This window comes from Paenibacillus sp. Y930, assembly GCF_056786375.1.
In genome coordinates this window covers 106,730-124,284 of record NZ_JBXCIX010000007.1, presented here as the reverse complement: position 1 = coordinate 124,284, position 17,555 = coordinate 106,730, and the positions used below count along the sequence as shown (strand labels likewise).

General features: G+C 40.5%; 19 protein-coding genes and 1 riboswitch. All 19 genes read left to right on the top strand.

Annotated features, from left to right (window positions below):
• The first annotated feature begins 7 nt into the window (after positions 1-7).
• The 19 genes from AC1TO5_RS18405 (at position 8) to atpG (ending at position 17,537) form a co-directional block, all read left to right on the top strand.
• The gene (locus AC1TO5_RS18405; protein ID WP_482064299.1) at positions 8-607 is read left to right on the top strand and encodes a low molecular weight protein arginine phosphatase; all 600 of its coding nucleotides are present in this window, start codon (positions 8-10) and stop codon (positions 605-607) included.
• A 64-nt stretch (positions 608-671) separates the two neighbouring features.
• Positions 672-752: riboswitch (ZMP/ZTP riboswitch) on the top strand.
• 131 nt (positions 753-883) lie between these two features.
• Complete coding sequence (gene rpiB / locus AC1TO5_RS18400; protein WP_482064298.1) at positions 884-1,342, top strand: ribose 5-phosphate isomerase B; 459 nt, start codon at positions 884-886, stop codon at positions 1,340-1,342.
• A gap of 6 nt (positions 1,343-1,348) precedes the next feature.
• On the top strand, positions 1,349-1,903 hold the full coding sequence (locus AC1TO5_RS18395) for a TIGR01440 family protein (RefSeq protein ID WP_482064297.1): 555 nt from the start codon (positions 1,349-1,351) through the stop codon (positions 1,901-1,903).
• 144 nt (positions 1,904-2,047) lie between these two features.
• Positions 2,048-3,295, top strand: coding sequence for a serine hydroxymethyltransferase (locus AC1TO5_RS18390; protein WP_482064296.1), 1,248 nt, complete (start codon positions 2,048-2,050; stop codon positions 3,293-3,295).
• Between the two features lie 496 nt (positions 3,296-3,791).
• The gene (locus tag AC1TO5_RS18385) at positions 3,792-5,444 is read left to right on the top strand and encodes a peptide ABC transporter substrate-binding protein (RefSeq protein ID WP_482064295.1); all 1,653 of its coding nucleotides are present in this window, start codon (positions 3,792-3,794) and stop codon (positions 5,442-5,444) included.
• Between the two features lie 127 nt (positions 5,445-5,571).
• Complete coding sequence (locus AC1TO5_RS18380) at positions 5,572-6,507, top strand: ABC transporter permease (RefSeq protein ID WP_482064294.1); 936 nt, start codon at positions 5,572-5,574, stop codon at positions 6,505-6,507.
• Positions 6,507-7,430 (top strand): ABC transporter permease, encoded by a 924-nt coding sequence (locus tag AC1TO5_RS18375; RefSeq protein ID WP_482064293.1) that lies wholly within the window; start codon positions 6,507-6,509, stop codon positions 7,428-7,430. Before AC1TO5_RS18380 ends, AC1TO5_RS18375 begins: the two co-directional genes overlap by 1 nt.
• A 257-nt stretch (positions 7,431-7,687) precedes the next feature.
• Entirely contained in the window at positions 7,688-8,686 is a 999-nt protein-coding gene (locus AC1TO5_RS18370) for an ABC transporter ATP-binding protein (protein ID WP_482064292.1), read from the top strand.
• On the top strand, positions 8,683-9,639 hold the full coding sequence (locus tag AC1TO5_RS18365; RefSeq protein WP_482064291.1) for an ABC transporter ATP-binding protein: 957 nt from the start codon (positions 8,683-8,685) through the stop codon (positions 9,637-9,639). The genes AC1TO5_RS18370 and AC1TO5_RS18365 overlap by 4 nt, the downstream gene beginning before the upstream one ends.
• Positions 9,640-9,966: 327 nt before the next feature.
• Positions 9,967-10,596: a uracil phosphoribosyltransferase gene (gene upp / locus AC1TO5_RS18360; RefSeq protein ID WP_482064290.1), complete on the top strand. Its 630-nt coding sequence runs from the start codon at positions 9,967-9,969 to the stop codon at positions 10,594-10,596.
• Positions 10,597-10,852: 256 nt separating this feature from the next.
• On the top strand, positions 10,853-12,001 hold the full coding sequence (gene wecB / locus AC1TO5_RS18355) for a non-hydrolyzing UDP-N-acetylglucosamine 2-epimerase (RefSeq protein WP_482064289.1): 1,149 nt from the start codon (positions 10,853-10,855) through the stop codon (positions 11,999-12,001).
• Between the two features lie 190 nt (positions 12,002-12,191).
• A complete protein-coding gene (locus tag AC1TO5_RS18350) occupies positions 12,192-12,422 on the top strand; it encodes an AtpZ/AtpI family protein (RefSeq protein ID WP_482064288.1) in 231 nt (76 codons plus the stop codon).
• Positions 12,415-12,804 carry an ATP synthase subunit I gene (locus AC1TO5_RS18345; protein WP_482064287.1) on the top strand — a complete coding sequence of 130 codons (390 nt, stop codon included), beginning with the start codon at positions 12,415-12,417 and terminating at the stop codon, positions 12,802-12,804. Before AC1TO5_RS18350 ends, AC1TO5_RS18345 begins: the two co-directional genes overlap by 8 nt.
• 9 nt (positions 12,805-12,813) lie before the next feature.
• Positions 12,814-13,581, top strand: a complete 768-nt coding sequence (atpB, locus tag AC1TO5_RS18340; protein WP_482064286.1) for a F0F1 ATP synthase subunit A — start codon at positions 12,814-12,816, stop codon at positions 13,579-13,581.
• A gap of 102 nt (positions 13,582-13,683) precedes the next feature.
• The gene (gene atpE / locus AC1TO5_RS18335) at positions 13,684-13,899 is read left to right on the top strand and encodes a F0F1 ATP synthase subunit C (protein WP_482064331.1); all 216 of its coding nucleotides are present in this window, start codon (positions 13,684-13,686) and stop codon (positions 13,897-13,899) included.
• Between the two features lie 85 nt (positions 13,900-13,984).
• Positions 13,985-14,467 carry a F0F1 ATP synthase subunit B gene (atpF, locus tag AC1TO5_RS18330; RefSeq protein ID WP_482064285.1) on the top strand — a complete coding sequence of 161 codons (483 nt, stop codon included), beginning with the start codon at positions 13,985-13,987 and terminating at the stop codon, positions 14,465-14,467.
• Positions 14,464-15,012 (top strand): F0F1 ATP synthase subunit delta, encoded by a 549-nt coding sequence (locus AC1TO5_RS18325; protein ID WP_482064284.1) that lies wholly within the window; start codon positions 14,464-14,466, stop codon positions 15,010-15,012. Before atpF ends, AC1TO5_RS18325 begins: the two co-directional genes overlap by 4 nt.
• A 15-nt stretch (positions 15,013-15,027) precedes the next feature.
• Positions 15,028-16,542: a F0F1 ATP synthase subunit alpha gene (atpA, locus tag AC1TO5_RS18320; protein ID WP_482064283.1), complete on the top strand. Its 1,515-nt coding sequence runs from the start codon at positions 15,028-15,030 to the stop codon at positions 16,540-16,542.
• A 131-nt stretch (positions 16,543-16,673) separates the two neighbouring features.
• Complete coding sequence (atpG, locus tag AC1TO5_RS18315; protein WP_482064282.1) at positions 16,674-17,537, top strand: ATP synthase F1 subunit gamma; 864 nt, start codon at positions 16,674-16,676, stop codon at positions 17,535-17,537.
• Positions 17,538-17,555: the final 18 nt, after the last annotated feature.

The window sequence follows — 17,555 nt, the reverse complement described above, 5'->3', positions numbered from 1 at the left end:
TGGCGCTATGAAAAGAATATTATTCATATGCACAGGTAATACTTGTCGATCTCCTATGGCGGAAGCATTTCTCAAAAGTCTTGCCTATGAAAAGGGGTTAACCGTTGCTGTACGTTCAGCAGGAATATCGACGGTGAATGGTATGCCAGTATCGGCTAATTCGTTACACGCTCTGAATCGTCGTGGTATTCAACATAAAGGAAGCTCATCTGTACTGCAAAAAGAAATACTGGAATGGGCGGATCTCGTCTTAACGATGACATCTGCACATAAACGAGATTTGTTGCAACAATATGCTCATATGATGGACAAAACCTTCACGTTGAAGGAGTTCGCCTATATGGATGAAGATCTGCAACAGATAATTACGGAGTTAGAAAGTTTATATACAGACGTGCAGATGAAGCAAATTTTAGGACAACCCGTAGAGGAAAAGCAACGTCAGCGGTTGATCGCATTGGAGCGGACTATTCCTAGCTTTGATATTGCAGATCCATATGGAGGCACACAGTCACATTATGATCATTGTGCCGATGAACTAGAGGAAGCGATCTTCAAGCTAGTCGACAAACTATTATTATTACGTAATCAACAACAAAATAGATGATAAATTCTAATAATTAGATGATTGATATTTGCAGCTAAATCCGCTATTATATAGCTATATAAGCGGTCTTCGATGTAACTGGCGACGGAAGTGGGTAACCACGATGGAGCATCGGAGTATACGGCCGGTCGCCTGGGCAAAGAGCAACGTGCTATTCATAGCATGTTTTGCTCTTTTTTTCATTTTTTACGGAAAAGCGGTATACTACAAGTATACTTTATGTTCAAAAAAACATCTTGTATCCAATCAAATTATCGAACCGAGAGGGTGTTATGCTTGAAAATTGCAATTGGTGCTGATCACGGTGGATATCGTCTAAAAGATGAAATTGTTCCATTTTTGAAATCATTAGGTCATGAAGTGGAAGATTTCGGATGTGATTGTAATGGTTCAGTAGATTATCCTGATTATGCATTGCCCGTATGTGACCAAGTTACAGCAGGTAAGGCAGATCGTGGTATTTTAATTTGTGGAACAGGTATTGGAATGTCTATTGCTGCTAACAAGCATGCAGGTATCCGTTGTGCTTTAGTAGGCGATACATTCTCAGCACAAGCCACTCGAGATCATAATGACACGAATGTACTTGCACTTGGTGAGCGTGTTACTGGTCCAGGTCTAGCGTTAGATATTGTGAAGATTTGGATTGAGACACCATTCTCTAATGGTGAACGTCATGTCGGTCGCCTGAAAAAAGTAGCAGATATTGAAAAGCGATTCATTACTGGGGAGTAGTGCAGTATGACACATTCGCTTGATCTTATTGCAACGCAAGTTGAAACTGTCATCTACGAACTGATGGAAGTATGTCAATGGACAAAACCGAAATTGTTAGTGTTCGGGACGAGTACTAGTGAAGTGATCGGGGAGCATATTGGCAAAGCAGGGGCAGTTGATGTAGCAAGTGCGATTTATCGCGGAATCGAAGCTGCACGTCAGCAATTCAATTTTATTCCCGTTTTTCAATGCTGTGAGCATCTCAATCGTGCCATTGTTATAGAACAGGATGTAGCGGAGTTACTTCATAAAGATATTGTCCATGCTGTACCAGTGCCCCATGCTGGAGGCTCGATGGCTGCTTACGCATTTACACAAATGAAGCAGCCGTGTCTTGTTGAAACGATTGCAGCAGATGCAGGAATTGATATCGGTGATACGTTTATTGGGATGCACTTGAAGCAAGTAGCGGTTCCCTTGCGAGGGTCATTGCGCTCAATTGGTTCAGCGCACTTAACGATGGCGTACTCTAGGCCGAAGTTGATCGGCGGACCTCGTACCACCTATGTTCGCATGTGATTACGATGAGTATGCTGACGTAGCAAATTCGACTTCGAATATGGCTTTCCATGGGGCGTATGATGCCCCTGCTCGGAAGCTCCAATTCTTATTTTTTAACTTTCTTTGAAAGTATATATAAATTAAATTCTAGGAGGAATAATAATGGAAAATTTACGTAAACAGGATCCGAAAATTTTGGAAGCTCTTGGTCTAGAGCTTAAGCGTCAACGCGATAATATTGAGTTAATCGCTTCTGAAAACATCGTTAGCCCAGCGGTACTAGAAGCAATGGGTTCTGTACTAACAAACAAATACGCAGAAGGCTATCCAAGCAAACGTTACTACGGTGGTTGTGAGCATGTTGATATTGTTGAAGATATCGCTCGTGATCGTGCAAAAGAACTATTCGGTGCGGAGCATGCTAACGTTCAACCTCACTCAGGTGCACAAGCGAATATGGCAGTATATCTTGCTGCATTGAAACCTGGTGATACGGTATTAGGTATGAATCTTGCTCATGGTGGTCACTTAACTCATGGTAGCCCAGTTAATGCTTCCGGTATTCTATATAACTTTGTTGCATATGGTGTACAAGAAGATTCTTTCACTATTGATTATGAAGAAGTTCGTAAGCTTGCGTTCAAGCATCGTCCTCGTATGATCGTGGCTGGTGCAAGTGCGTATCCTCGTATTATTGACTTTGAAAAACTTGGTCAAATTGCGAATGAAATTGGTGCGTTGTTCATGGTTGATATGGCGCATATCGCAGGTCTTGTCGCTGCTGGTCTACATCCAAATCCAGTGCCTCATGCTCACTTTGTTACAACGACAACACATAAAACTCTTCGTGGACCTCGTGGTGGTATGATTCTTTGCCGTAAGCCTTGGGCTGCTGCGATCGATAAAGCTGTATTCCCTGGTTCTCAAGGTGGTCCATTGATGCATATTATTGCTGCTAAAGCTGTTGCACTCGGCGAAGCTCTACAAGATGATTTTAAGCAATATGGACAGAATGTTGTTAACAATGCAAAAGTTCTTGCAGAAGGACTTACTGCAAATGGTATTAATCTAGTTTCTGGTGGTACAGATAATCACCTCATGCTGATCGATACTCGTAACTTGAACATTACTGGTAAAGTTGCTGAACATATTCTTGATGAAGTTGGCATTACAGTGAACAAAAATGCAATTCCATTTGACCCAACTAGCCCGTTTGTAACAAGTGGTATCCGCCTAGGTACACCAGCTGTAACTGCGCGTGGTATGAACGCTGAAGCTATGCAAGTGATTGCTGATGTTGTCGCAATGGTATTGAAAAACCCTGAAGATAAAGCTGTGAAAGAAGAAGCTTGCGTTAAAGTTCGTAATCTTACAGCCAAGTTCCCTATCTACCCAGGTCTAACTTACTAATAGAATAATATATTAGACTGTCCTGTCAGAAAAACACTTCTGATAGGGCAGTTTTTTTATCTTTTAAAGCCAAATAATATGTTTCAAATATAACGAATAGGAGGGATTAATTATGCAAATAGTAAGGAAGAGAAGTATATCTGAAGCACAATAATAAATTCAATATATTACCACTATAAGTAACATTTAACTGGGATAAAATGTGCTCACAATATATTCACTATTTTATTCAGCGCGTTAATAATTCAGTATTACCAAGGGATTATTCGTCAAGCTTTACAAATATTTAACCATTGTAAATTTTTGTTATCTTGACACGTTTTACATTCAAGTAGTATAGTCAACCCCATGTTTTCATTTAAGAATTGTATAATCGCAAGATAGCATAAATATTAGTTTTGTTGCATGAGAATACACCTTTCTAATATTTTCATCATGATTTTTACGGTTCAAACAACAAAGCTTAACCACATCTAGATTAAAGGGGAGTAAGAACATGAACAGAAAGAATCTAATTTCTATCCTTTCTTTGGTACTTGTACTAGCTATTTTCACAACTGGCTGTGCTAGTGGTTCTAAAAATGAAAGTGGCGCAAGTAATAATGAATTCCGCATGAATTTAGCTACTGAGCCTCCAACATTAGATCCAGCACAAGCAACAGATCAAGTATCTTTTACAGTTATTAATGCAATCTATGAAGGTCTAACAATTGTTGACGAGAATGGTGATGTTCAACCAGGCGTTGCTGAAAAATGGGATATTTCGCCAGATGGTAAAACATACACATTTACAATTCGTTCAGACGCTAAATGGAAAAATGGCGATGCTGTAACTGCTAACGATTTCGAATTCTCTTGGAAACGTGCGCTTAATCCTGAGTTAGTTCCTGAGCCTTCTCAATATGCGTACCAATTGTACTATATCAAAGGCGCTGAAGCTTATAACACGGGTAAAGGCTCTGTTGATGATGTAGGTGTAACTGCTACAGACGAGCACACTCTTGTCGTGACACTTAACAGCCCAACAACATATTTTGAATCATTGCTATCTACTGCTGTTTACTTCCCAGTTCACTCTTCTGTAACTGAGAATGAAGCTTTTGCTGCAGCGGCTGACACGATGATTACTAACGGTCCATTTACAATGACGGAATGGAAACGTAATACATCGATTGTTCTTGAGCCCAACGAAAATTATCATGCTCGTAATGATATTAAATTCGCGAAAGTATCCATGACGATCGTTAATGATCCAAGTTCAGAGCTTAATATGTATAAAACAGGTAAATTAGATTATGCTGGTCACCCAACGGGTACACTTCCAACTGATCAATATGCAACACTTGCAAAAGAATATCCAAACGATTATGAAGTTAAAGGAACTGCAAGTTTGTATTACTACATTATCAATACAACCGTAGAACCTTTCAATAATGCAAAAGTTCGTCAAGCTTTATCAATGGCTATCAGTCGTTCTGACTTAACTGAAAAAGTAACACTTGGTGGTCAAATTCCTGCATTTGGACTAGTTCCTCCAGGTATTAAAGGTGTTGAAGGTGAGTTCCGTAGTGAAGTTAAAGATGATTACTTCCAAGAAAATATTGAAGAAGCAAAAGCATTACTTGCTGAAGGTCTTGCAGAACAGGGTTGGACTGAGCTTCCTGCGTTCAAATTAACTTATAACACTGATGCTGCTCATCAAAAAGTAGCTGAGGCAATTGTTGATATGTGGCGTACAAATCTAGGAATTGATGCTCAAATCGGTAACGAAGAATGGGGCGTATTCTTAGATAATCGTACAGCAATGAACTACCAAATCGCACGTGCCGGTTGGGGAGCAGACTATAATGATCCAATCTCATTCATTGGTCTATTCACTTCTAATAGCGGTAATAACAACACAGGTTACGCCAATCCAGATTACGATGCTTTGATCGCTCAAATTAACGCTACGGATGATCAAAAGGTTCGTATGGAATTAATGGCTCAAGCAGAAAAAATGCTTATTGAATCACATTCTATTATGCCGCTTTACTATTACAGTTCAGTGCATATGATGAGACCTGATGTAAAAGGTGTATATGTTGACTTTAAAGGCGATGTTAACTACACACGTGGGTATTACGAACAAGAACAAGTACAAGAATAGGGTTCAGAGATACTTCTGAAAACTTACTTTTGAACTTGCATTAATAATACAAGATGGGGGGATATATGCTTCTTTTTCAGCATATATCCTTCTCTTGTAACATGACATATTGGAGGTGTGACATAAGTTGGTCCGCTATATTATACAGAAGATAATGTACATGCTCTTATCGATATTTGTTTTAGCTTCAGCCACGTTCTTCTTAATGAAGGCGATACCGGGTAATCCGTTCCAGTCAGAGAAAAACATCCCTGCTGCTATACAACAAAAGTTGATGGAGAAATACGGATTTGATAAACCGATATGGGAGCAATACTTAAACTATATGAACAACCTGCTGCATCTTGATCTTGGAACATCAATGAAACAGCAATATACAACAGTAGAATCTGTTATTGTAAATGGTTTTGGATATTCGATGCAGCTTGGTTTATGGGCAATACTCTTATCTATTGCTGCAGGATTGCTTCTTGGTCTTATCGCTGCTCTAAATCATCGTAAATTTCTTGATGGTTTCACCATCTTTATCGCTGTATTAGGTGTATCTATACCTAACTTTGTCGTAGCTGCCGGATTACAGCATATATTCGGAGTTGAATTACAATGGTTTAACGTAACGGGGTTAAATGGTCCTATGGATTATGTATTGCCTGTTATCGCTTTATCGTTCCTTCCGACAGCATTCATTGCGAGACTTACTCGTTCAAGCATGCTTGAGGTTCTATCGGCAGATTATATTAAAACAGCCAAATCTAAAGGCTTATCAGGAAAAGTTATTCTTGTGCGTCATGCCTTAAGAAATGCAATTTTGCCGGTTGTGACTTACGTCGGTCCGATGACTGCCAACATTATTACAGGATCTGTTATTGTAGAGCAGATATTCGGAATCGGTGGTTTAGGTAAAGACTTCGTCAATAGTATTACAAATCGTGATTACACGTTAATTATGGGACTTACGATTTTTTATGCAGTTATTCTGATGCTTGCGCGCTTAATTACAGATATCGCCTACGGTTTTGTTGATCCGCGAATTAAGTTAGCAAGAAGCAAAGGAGGATCGTAATGTCAGATCAAACGTTAACTAAGAAAGATTTTGCAAAGCTAGAGAAGAATGAAGTTTCTTCTGATCTAGTTGTGCGTGAAAGTATATCTGCTTGGAAAGATGCTTGGATTCGTCTGAAAGAAAACAAGCTTGCTATGATAAGTTTAGTCATTTTAATAGTCATTATTTTCTTTGCGTTTTTTGGTCAAGCGATGACGCCATATGATTATAAAACGAATGATTTGTCGATTACGAATCAAGCGCCGAGTTCTGAGCATTGGTTCGGTACGGATGCTCTTGGACGAGATATGTTTGAACGTACTTGGATGGGTGCGGGAATATCGTTGCAGGTCGGATTATATGCTGCAATAATCGATCTCATTCTTGGGGTTATTATTGGCGGAATTATGGGGTATTACGGCGGTAGAGTAGATGAGATATTGAATCGTTTTTGTGAGATATTGTATTCCATACCAAGTATGCTAGTTGTCATATTGCTAATTGTTATTTTCGAGCCGAGTATGTTCACGATTGTATTAGCACTTAGTATTACAGGCTGGATTAATATGGCGTGGATTGTCCGTGGACAAGTTATGCAACTGAAAAGCCAGGAATATGTGTTGGCTGCTCGCACGCTAGGCGCTAGTACAAGTCATATTATGAGAAAACATCTTATTCCAAATGCAATGGGTCCAATTATTGTTACGATTACAATGACGGTACCATCTGCTATTTTCGCAGAAGCATTTTTGAGCTTCCTTGGTCTAGGTGTTCAATCACCTGCTGCTTCACTTGGTACATTGATTAATGATGCATTGAAAGCTATGACAGTCTATCCGTGGCGTATGATTTTCCCTGCCATTCTAATTAGTTTAACGATGCTTTGCTTTAATATATTTGGTGACGGATTACGTGATGCACTAGATCCGAAAATGAAAAAATAACGGATGCTCACGGTAGTTCACTTCGACGAGAAGTTTCATAAAAAGTTTAGACAATGCTTCCGAAGTAACTTTTTATTCACAAGAAGTTCATCAGGAAGTTTCATAAAAAGTTTTAGGATATGCTTCCGATGTAACTTTTTATGATGAGAAGTAGATCAAGATGCAATATAAAAAGTTTTAGGATATGCTTCCGATGTAACTTTTTATGATGAGAAGTAGATCAAGATGCAATATAAAAAGTTTTAGGAGGTGGAATAATGGAAAAGCTACTTGAGGTACAGGATCTTAAAGTTCACTTTAATGTCCGTGGTGGTGTCGTTCAAGCTGTCCGTGGTGTGAATTTTCACATCAATAAGGGTGAAGCGGTAGCGATTGTTGGCGAATCTGGTTGCGGCAAAAGTGTAACTGCCCAATCTCTAATGCGCCTTGTTCCTAGCCCCCCTGCTGTCATAAGCGGTTCTATTATGTTCGAAGGTAACGATTTACTGAAAAAAAGCGAAAAAGAAATGGAAGCGATTCGTGGTAAAGATATCGGGATGATCTTTCAAGATCCGATGACTTCTTTGAATCCTACCTTAACAATAGGCACACAAATCGTTGAAGGATTGTTGAAGCATGAGAAGCTAAGTAAAGCTCAGGCTCGTGATCGTGCTGTTGAAATGCTTACGCTTGTAGGTATTCCGAATCCAGCAGATCGTATTAAACAGTACCCTCATCAATTTTCTGGTGGTATGCGTCAACGTGCGATGATTGCCATTGCACTAGCTTGCAATCCTTCCCTTTTGATCGCTGATGAGCCTACAACTGCTCTAGATGTAACGATTCAAGCGCAAATTATGCAAGTGATGAAAGATTTGCAGAAAAAGATGGGTACTTCCATCGTTTTAATCACGCATGATCTTGGTGTCGTAGCCGACGTATGTGATAGAGTCATCGTTATGTATGCAGGTAAAGTGGTAGAAACAGGAACAAAGTATGAGATTTTTAACAATCCACAGCATCCTTATACTAGAGGATTACTGCGCTCTGTACCACGTCTTGATCAGAAGAAAGATGAACCATTGATTCCGATTCCTGGTACTCCACCAGATCTGTTCTCACCGCCGAAAGGCTGTAGTTTTAGTGCGCGTTGTCCTGAAGCGATGAGAGTATGCGTTAATATTGATCCAGATCTTGTATCGGCAGAAGATAATGAAGCTCATCGTTCTGCTTGTTGGTTATTACACCCTTATGCGAAAGAGGGGGATTCAGAATGAGTAAGCCATTAATAGAAGTTAATCATCTGAGTAAATTTTTCAACCTTGGAAATAATAATATATTGAAAGCTGTTAACGATATAACTTTTTCTATTCAGCAAGGTGAAACAGTCGGTGTTGTTGGTGAGTCTGGTTGTGGGAAATCTACTGCCGGCCGTACAATGATGCGACTATATGAGCCTACTGAGGGAGAAGTTCTGTTTCAAGGTAAAAATATTTACGATTTGAAGGGCAGTGAGATGAAGGCCCTTCGTCGTAATATGCAGATGATATTCCAAGATCCGTATGCATCGCTTAATCCTCGTATGACGGTTATGGATATTATTGGAGAAGCGTTAGATGTTCACAAATTAACAAGTAGTCGCGCTGAGCGCAAGAAAAAAGTAGAACAACTACTAGAGCTTGTTAATTTGAACTCTGCTCATGCATCTCGTTATCCACATGAATTTTCTGGTGGACAACGACAACGTATTGGTATTGCACGTGCACTTGCAGTTGATCCAAAATTCATTATTGCCGATGAACCAATATCCGCACTCGATGTATCGATTCAAGCTCAAGTGGTGAATCTATTACAAGAACTACAACGTGATATGGGATTAACATATTTATTCATCGCTCATGACCTATCCATGGTAAAACATATTAGTGATCGTGTTGCGGTTATGTATCTGGGTAAAATTGTCGAGCTGGCAAGTAGTGAAGATTTGTATGCAGATCCAAGGCATCCATATACTAGAGCTTTAATGTCCGCTATTCCAATACCGGATCCAGAGGTTGAGGCTACGCGTGAACGTACTGTATTAACTGGCGATTTACCAAGTCCGATTCATCTACCATCAGGTTGTCATTTCCATACGAGATGTCCGATTGCGACTGATAAATGTAAGGTGGATGCTCCTAAATTGTTAGATGTTAAGAAAAATCACTTTGCAGCCTGTCATTATGCGTAGAGGATATAAAGTGAAAATATTCAAATAAAACAAAAAACGACTGCTGTGCAAATATGCGAACAGAGCCGTTTTTTTGGTTTATTTACTTGAGCCTGTTAGTGTAATAATACAAAAAAGTTATACTAGCACCATATATTTTGTTATTAATTATTATGTGGAACCAACTTGGCAATATGCCGTAGCATCAGATAAGTTGTTCCGGAGTATTTTATAGAATGATAACGAATTTAGGTGCAACAACAGACCTTCAGTGCTATAATAAGTTGGATTATGATCGATATGAGATATAGTTAGAAAGAAAATATATAGACAATTCTGGGAGGTTCCATGAGCAATTTATTTATTTGTGATCATCCGATGATCCAGCATAAGCTTACTTTTATTAGAGATAAGGAAACGAATACGAAAGATTTCCGTGAACTTATTGACGAAGTAGCTACTTTCATGGCATATGAAATTACAAGAGAAATTCCACTTCAGACGATCAAGGTTGAAACGCCAGTTGCGATCACAGAATCTAAAATTGTCTCAGGACGTATGCTTGGCCTAGTGCCTATTTTGCGAGCAGGTCTAGGTATGGTTGATGGTATTTTGAAATTGATTCCTTCTGCAAAAGTTGGTCATATCGGGCTTGCTCGTGATCATGAAACATTCCAACCAAAGGAGTACTATATTAACCTGCCAACAGATGCACAAGATAGAATGCTTATTGTCGTCGATCCCATGCTTGCTACAGGTGGTTCCGCTATTGCAGCGATTAACTCTTTGAAACAACGTGGTTGTGAGGATATAAAGTTAATGTGTATTATTGCTGCACCAGAGGGTGTGAAAGCAATGCAAGAAGCTCATCCAGATGTAGATATCTATATTGCTGCATTAGATGAATGTTTGAATGAAAAAGGTTATATCGTTCCAGGGCTAGGTGACGCAGGAGACCGTATTTTCGGCACAAACTAAGAGGTAGCTCAAATTATCCGCTTGTGATCACGAAGGTTAAGCTGATGAAGCGTATTCGACTGCGAATATGAAATGAACTTGGAAAGTACGGTTCGCGTGTACCAAGTACGCACACTTGCGCTTCCGCCTTTCTCAAGTAACATTCCATCTTCTTGGTGCTGACAAGCGAAGCTTATGCTGACGAAGCGTATTCGACTGCGAATATGAAATGAACTTGGAAAGTACGGATTGAAAAGTAGAATTGGAGTGGAGCAGTTTGTCTAAGTTAAAAGTAATGACAATTTTCGGGACTAGACCGGAAGCTGTAAAGATGGCTCCGTTAGTATTAGAGCTGCAAAAACGTGAAGAAGAAATTGAATCGATTGTTTGCGTAACCGCACAGCATCGTCAAATGCTAGATCAGGTGCTCGATTTCTTTGAAATTAAGCCGAATTTTGATTTGAATGTAATGAAGGATCGTCAGACGTTAACAGAGACGACAGTTCGTGTGCTTGAAGGTCTTGATCCTGTACTGGAAGAGGCAAAGCCCGATATTGTGCTAGTCCATGGTGATACTCAAACAACATTTTTAGCTAGCTATGCATCATTCTTGAAGAAAATCAAAGTAGGTCATGTTGAAGCGGGACTTCGTACATGGAACAAGATGTCTCCATATCCCGAGGAGATGAATCGTCAGCTTGCTGGTGTATTGTCTGATGTACATTTTGCACCTACCGATTCGTCTGCGAATAATCTTCGCAAAGAGAATAAGCATGAAGATACGATTTATGTTACGGGTAATACAGCTACCGATGTATTCCAATATACAGTGGATGATTCCTTTACACATCCTGTTATTGAATGGGCGAAAGGCAAACGAATGATTTTAATGACAGCACATCGTCGTGAATCATTAGGTGAACCTCATCGTCATATTTTCAATGCTGTCAAACGGATTGCTGATGAATTTGAAGATGTTGTATTCGTATATGCCGTACATCCAAATCCAGCTGTACGTGAACCAGCTCAAGAAATTTTGGGTAATCATCCGCGTATACAGTTAATTGATCCACTAGATGTATTCGAATTCCATAATTTCTACCCACATACTTATATGATTATGACAGATTCTGGCGGGTTGCAAGAAGAAGCACCATCATTTGGTGTGCCAACACTTGTGCTACGTGATACGACAGAGCGTCCAGAAGGAATCGAAGCTGGTACATTAGAGCTTGTTGGTACCGATGAAGAACAAGTGTATGAACGTGCAAAAGCATTGTTGAGCGATTCAGCATTATATATGCGTATGAGCCAAGCCGCTAATCCTTATGGTGATGGACAGGCTTCAGAACGTATTGTCGATGCGATTTTGCATTATTTTGGAAAATCATCGACTCGCCCCGATTCGTTCACACAACGTTCATAGTTTCGTGGCCATTCGTATCGTTAAGAGAAAATGTACAGTATACAGTAGCACTGTACGGTTTGTCATATAAAACATCCCTTGCCTGACAAGGGATTACTAGTAGGAACTATTGTTTTTATGTAGTAAAATCAATTGACAAACCTTATATTGCTTCGATAAAATATATGAAGATTGGCAGGAGTGTCTGTCCATGACGAAGAAGAGCAAGGAAGATAACCCGCTGTTGGGGTTGGCGCTTGTTGGAGCGCTTGGTATTCAAGTTGCTGTTTGTATATTTCTTGGGTATTGGGCTGGAGCCTACATTAGCGACCGATCGGGCAATTCAGGATGGGTCGTAGGCGGTGTTATGTTCGGACTTGCCGTAGGCATTGTATCCGCCATCCTTGTCGTAAAAAAAGTGCTGGAGGACTCCAATGGATAATATGATGAAGTCAGCTGTACGCTGGATGTTCATTCTTATCGCTACTGCATTTATAATGTGGTTCTTCCTGCCTCAGTGGAAGTCGGTTACATTAGGAATTGCGTTAGGGCTTATAGCAAGCAGTATGAATGCGTTTTTATTGCATCGTAGAGTTGGCTTAATAGCTGAGTACGTAGAGAAAAGTGGCAAGCCTTCTAAACCAAAAGGGCTGGGTTTCGGTAATCGGATCGCAACAGTGTTACTACTTGTGATGATCGCTTACCGCTATCCAGATATTATAAATGTACCAGCCGCTCTTGCAGGCAGCTTGGTTATGCCCTTCTTAATTTTAGCAGCAGCTATTGTTCACACTGTGAAAGAAAATAACAGCGGAAAGGAGTGAAATTGAAATATGCATATTTTCCCAATTGTGGACTGGGGTGGCGTTGAATTTGACCTTTCTGCTATTATTGCCATCACTGTTACTTCAATTCTTGTATTTGTGTTGGCGCGCTTAGCAGTTCGTAATTTATCGGTTGAGAATCCGACCAAAGCACAAAACTTTTTGGAATGGATTGTGGAATTCGTTCACAATACAATTGCGAGTACGATGCCATTGGAAAAAGCCAAAAAATTTGTAGGTCTTGGGATGACAATTATTTTATTCATCTTTACAGCCAATGTGATAGGGCTACCGGCTCAGATCGTGACAGAAACGGATCATGTGATTCTGTCATTGGGAATTACAGAAGAAGTACTCGCAGAACATGACGGAATTGCGCACATCTCTTGGTGGAAATCACCAACAGCGGATCTGTCTGTTACAGCGGGCTTGGCCCTTGTAGTATTCTTTATTATTCATTTCTTAGGAATAAAATGGAATAGGAAGCACTATTTTAAGCATTACTTTGAACCATATCCGGTTTTCTTTCCAATTAACGTAATCGAGACGATTGCAAAGCCAATAACGTTGGCATTGCGTTTGTTCGCTAATATTTTAGCGGGTGAGATATTGATTACGACGATCCTGATGCTAGGGATTTTAGGAACTCCGTTTATGATGTTATGGCAAGGTTTCAGTATTTTTGTAGGCGGACTTCAGGCGTTTTTGTTTACAATACTGACAATGGTATACATTTCTCAAGTAGCCATTCATGAGGAAGATCATCAGCAAACATAACGACAACTTTCTTTGTATGAGCGTGATAAACGCCTTCAAAGTTCGTTATAAATAAGTAATATTAAATAATTACCCAATTATAAGGAGGAATTAGAAATGGAATTGAATGTATTGGCAGCAGCTATTGTAGTAGGTCTAGGCGCGATTGGCGCAGGTATTGGTAATGGTATGATCGTATCAAAAACAGTTGAAAGTATTGCTCGTCAACCAGAACAAAAATCTGCGTTGCAAACAACAATGTTTATCGGTACAGGTATCGTCGAGGTAGTTCCACTAGCAGGTGTAGTTATCGGCTTCTTGGCATTCTTTGCTAGCTAATAAAAGTCTTTAATGGCGGGGAAGGGCTTGCCCTCTTCGCCTTTGTTTTGATTATATCGCCCGATCGTTGGAAAGGAGTGCGGTTATGGATTTATATTGGACAAATACTGCGTTTACCATTATTGCTTTTATACTGTTACTGTTGCTTTTGAATAAATATGCATTTGGCCCGTTGTTTGCAGTAATGGAGAAGCGTAGACAGATTATTCAGGAGCAGATGGATGCTGCAACTAGCAGTCAAGCACAAGCAGAGGCTGCTATGATTGAGCAAAAAGCAGCGCTTGATGAAGCGCGCAAGGAAGCATATTCAATTCTTGAGCAAGCAAGAGCGACTAGCTCCAAGCAAGCTGAAGAAATGGTATCTTCTGCGAAAAATGAATCTATAAGAATTAAAGATGATGCACTCAAAGATATCGAGAGTGAGAAAAATAAAGCGATCTCCGCACTTCGTGCAGAAGTGGGCGGCATTTCTGTGCAAATTGCATCTAAAATTATTGAGAAACAAGTTGACGAGAAGTCTCAAAAAGAGATCGTTAATAAGTATTTAGACGAGGTTGGAAGTAAATGAGCCGTGATATTGTCGTAGCGAAGCGCTATGCACGGGCGTTGTTCGAGCTTGCAGCCGCTGGCAAGGTCGTATCTCAGATTGAACAAGAATTAAAACTTTTCGTAGATGTAGTTGCTAGCGATGAGCAGTTAAATAAATTTTTGGAACTGCCAAGTGTACAGCTTCAAAGTAAGATGACGTTGCTGAAAGATGTTTTCGGCGACAAGTTGTCTGAGCTTGTATACCAAACGTTACAGCTTATGGTTGAACGTGGCCGTCAGCAAGGTATACCGAGTCTGTACGAAGCCTATGTGAAAATTGCTGGTGAAGCATTAGGACAAGCGCATGCAGTAGTTTATTCTGCTCAGCAGCTTTCTGATGACGAGCTAGCTAATGTTGCGACTCAATTCGGACAAGTAACAGGTAAGAAAATTATTGCAAAGCAAATCGTTAATTCAGCTCTTCTTGGTGGCGTTCAAGTTCGTATTGGCGATCGTCTATACGATGGAAGCTTATCTGGTAAGCTGGAGCGGTTGCAGAAATCTTTAAATTCTAAAGCACTGTAGATAGGGGTGAACGAATTGAGTATTAGGCCTGATGAAATTAGTACGCTGATTAAACAGCAAATCGAAAAATATAAGTCGGAAATTCAAGTCGTGGACGTAGGCACTGTTATCAATGTCGGTGACGGTATTGCTCGTGTACATGGTCTTGAAAATGCGATGCAAGGAGAACTTCTTGAATTCGCTAACGGTGTCGTTGGTATGGCTCTTAACCTTGAGGAGAGCAATGTCGGTGTCGTTATTCTAGGACCTTACACGGATATTCGTGAAGGAGACCAAGTTAAACGTACGGGTCGTATTATGGAAGTTCCAGTGGGCGAAGAGCTGCTTGGACGTGTTGTCAACGCACTTGGACAACCAGTTGATGGTAAAGGTCCAATCAATACAACGGAGTTCCGTCCGATTGAATCACCAGCACCTGGTGTTATCGATCGTAAATCTGTACATGAACCCATGCAAACAGGTCTTAAAGCAATTGACTCTATGGTACCTATCGGTCGTGGACAACGTGAGTTGGTTATCGGTGACCGTCAAACAGGTAAAACGACGATTGCTATCGATACCATCATCAACCAAAAAGGTACTGGCGTAAAATGTATCTATGTAGCTATAGGTCAAAAACAATCTACTGTTGCTAACGTAGTAGAAACACTTCGCCGCAACGGTGCACTTGATTACACAATCGTTGTAACTGCTGGTGCTTCTGAGCCATCTCCATTGCTATACCTAGCTCCTTATGCAGGCTGTTCAATGGGTGAGTACTTCATGTACAAAGGCGAGCATGTACTAGTTATCTATGATGACTTGTCCAAGCAAGCTGCAGCATACCGTGAGCTTTCTCTACTGCTTCGTCGTCCACCAGGTCGTGAAGCGTATCCAGGGGATGTATTCTACATTCACTCTCGTTTGCTAGAGCGCGCAGCTAAGCTAAGTGATAAATTGGGTGGCGGTTCTCTAACAGCTCTTCCATTTATCGAGACTCAAGCTTCTGACGTATCTGCTTACATTCCAACAAACGTAATCTCCATCACTGATGGACAGATCTTCCTAGAGTCTGACTTGTTCTACTCTGGACAGCGTCCTGCGGTTAACGTAGGTATTTCTGTATCTCGTGTTGGTGGTGCTGCGCAAATTAAAGCAATGAAGAAGGTTGCTGGTACACTTCGTCTTGACCTTGCAGCTTATCGTGAGCTTCAAGCGTTCTCTCAATTCGGTTCTGATCTTGATAAATCAACAGTTGCCCGTCTAAATCGTGGTGCTCGTACGATGGAAATACTTAAGCAAGGTGTTAACCAACCGATGCCAATTGAGAAACAAGTTGTATCGATCTATTCTGCGGTTAAAGGTCATCTTGATGACATCGCAGTTGAAGATGTTCTTCGTTTCGAGCAAGAATTCCACGCATTCCTTGATAGCAGCCGCTTAGAAGTACTTGCTTCTATCCGTGATACGAAGGATCTTGTTGCTGATAACGAGAAAGCACTTGTTGATGCGATCAATACATTCAAAAAAGGCTTTGCTGGTTCCGTATAATTGGACGGTGTAAGTTCGAGATATATGCTATATATGGGTACATGTATAATTGTCTGCACCTAGCCTGCTAAGTGCAGACCCCTTACCACGCTTGGATAAAGCACCGAGCAAAAGAAGGCGGGTGAAACGAAATGGCAAAAGGCATGCGTGAGATAAAACGTGAGATCAAAGGTAAGCAAAGTACAAGACAAATAACTAAAGCGATGGAAATGGTTGCTGCATCTAAGCTTAGAAGAGCACAAGAGGCTGCAGTTGCTGCAAGACCATATGCTGACAAGTTGTTAGAGGTTGTTAACAATATCGCTGCTGGCACGAAAGATGTGCGTCACCCCATGCTAGAGACCCGTCCGATCAAAAGAACGGGATATCTTGTTATTACTTCCGACCGTGGTTTGGCTGGTGGTTATAATGCGAACGTCTTACGTAAAGTAACGCAAACAATTAAAGAAAAGCATAAGTCTTCTGAAGAGTATGTAATTTTCGTCATCGGACGAAAAGGACGCGATTACTTCCGTCGTAGACAAATGCCAATCCTTGAAGAAGTAATCGGCTTGTCTGATTCCCCTTCATTTGGCGATGTGAAATCTATAGCTGCTACAGCAGTTCAAAAGTTCTCAGAAGGTGCTTATGATGAACTTTATATTTATTACAATGAATTCATTAACGCACTTACTCAACTCCCAACAGAAACTCGCCTATTACCATTGGAAGATGTATCTGATGGCAAGACACCAGTTTCTTCATACGAATATGAGCCATCTGCTAAAGGAGTGCTTGAAATACTCCTTCCGAAATATGCAGAGACACTTATATACAGCGCTGTACTAGACGGTAAAGCTAGTGAATTTGGTGCTCGTATGACGGCAATGGGAAGTGCAACGAAAAATGCAACGAAGATGATTAACCAATTGACATTAACGTATAACCGTGCGCGTCAAGCGGCAATCACGCAAGAAATAACTGAAATCGTTGCAGGAGCTAACGCACAATCTTAAGTTCATATATGAGGAACC

Coding starts and splice junctions, on each gene's coding strand:
- AC1TO5_RS18405 (WP_482064299.1), top strand. CDS start 8: ATGAAAAGAATATTATTCATATGCACAGGTAATACTTGTCGATCTCCT.
- AC1TO5_RS18395 (WP_482064297.1), top strand. CDS start 1,349: ATGACACATTCGCTTGATCTTATTGCAACGCAAGTTGAAACTGTCATC.
- AC1TO5_RS18390 (WP_482064296.1), top strand. CDS start 2,048: ATGGAAAATTTACGTAAACAGGATCCGAAAATTTTGGAAGCTCTTGGT.
- AC1TO5_RS18385 (WP_482064295.1), top strand. CDS start 3,792: ATGAACAGAAAGAATCTAATTTCTATCCTTTCTTTGGTACTTGTACTA.
- AC1TO5_RS18375 (WP_482064293.1), top strand. CDS start 6,507: ATGTCAGATCAAACGTTAACTAAGAAAGATTTTGCAAAGCTAGAGAAG.
- AC1TO5_RS18370 (WP_482064292.1), top strand. CDS start 7,688: ATGGAAAAGCTACTTGAGGTACAGGATCTTAAAGTTCACTTTAATGTC.
- AC1TO5_RS18365 (WP_482064291.1), top strand. CDS start 8,683: ATGAGTAAGCCATTAATAGAAGTTAATCATCTGAGTAAATTTTTCAAC.
- upp (WP_482064290.1), top strand. CDS start 9,967: ATGAGCAATTTATTTATTTGTGATCATCCGATGATCCAGCATAAGCTT.
- AC1TO5_RS18350 (WP_482064288.1), top strand. CDS start 12,192: ATGACGAAGAAGAGCAAGGAAGATAACCCGCTGTTGGGGTTGGCGCTT.
- AC1TO5_RS18345 (WP_482064287.1), top strand. CDS start 12,415: ATGGATAATATGATGAAGTCAGCTGTACGCTGGATGTTCATTCTTATC.
- atpB (WP_482064286.1), top strand. CDS start 12,814: ATGCATATTTTCCCAATTGTGGACTGGGGTGGCGTTGAATTTGACCTT.
- atpF (WP_482064285.1), top strand. CDS start 13,985: ATGGATTTATATTGGACAAATACTGCGTTTACCATTATTGCTTTTATA.
- AC1TO5_RS18325 (WP_482064284.1), top strand. CDS start 14,464: ATGAGCCGTGATATTGTCGTAGCGAAGCGCTATGCACGGGCGTTGTTC.
- atpG (WP_482064282.1), top strand. CDS start 16,674: ATGGCAAAAGGCATGCGTGAGATAAAACGTGAGATCAAAGGTAAGCAA.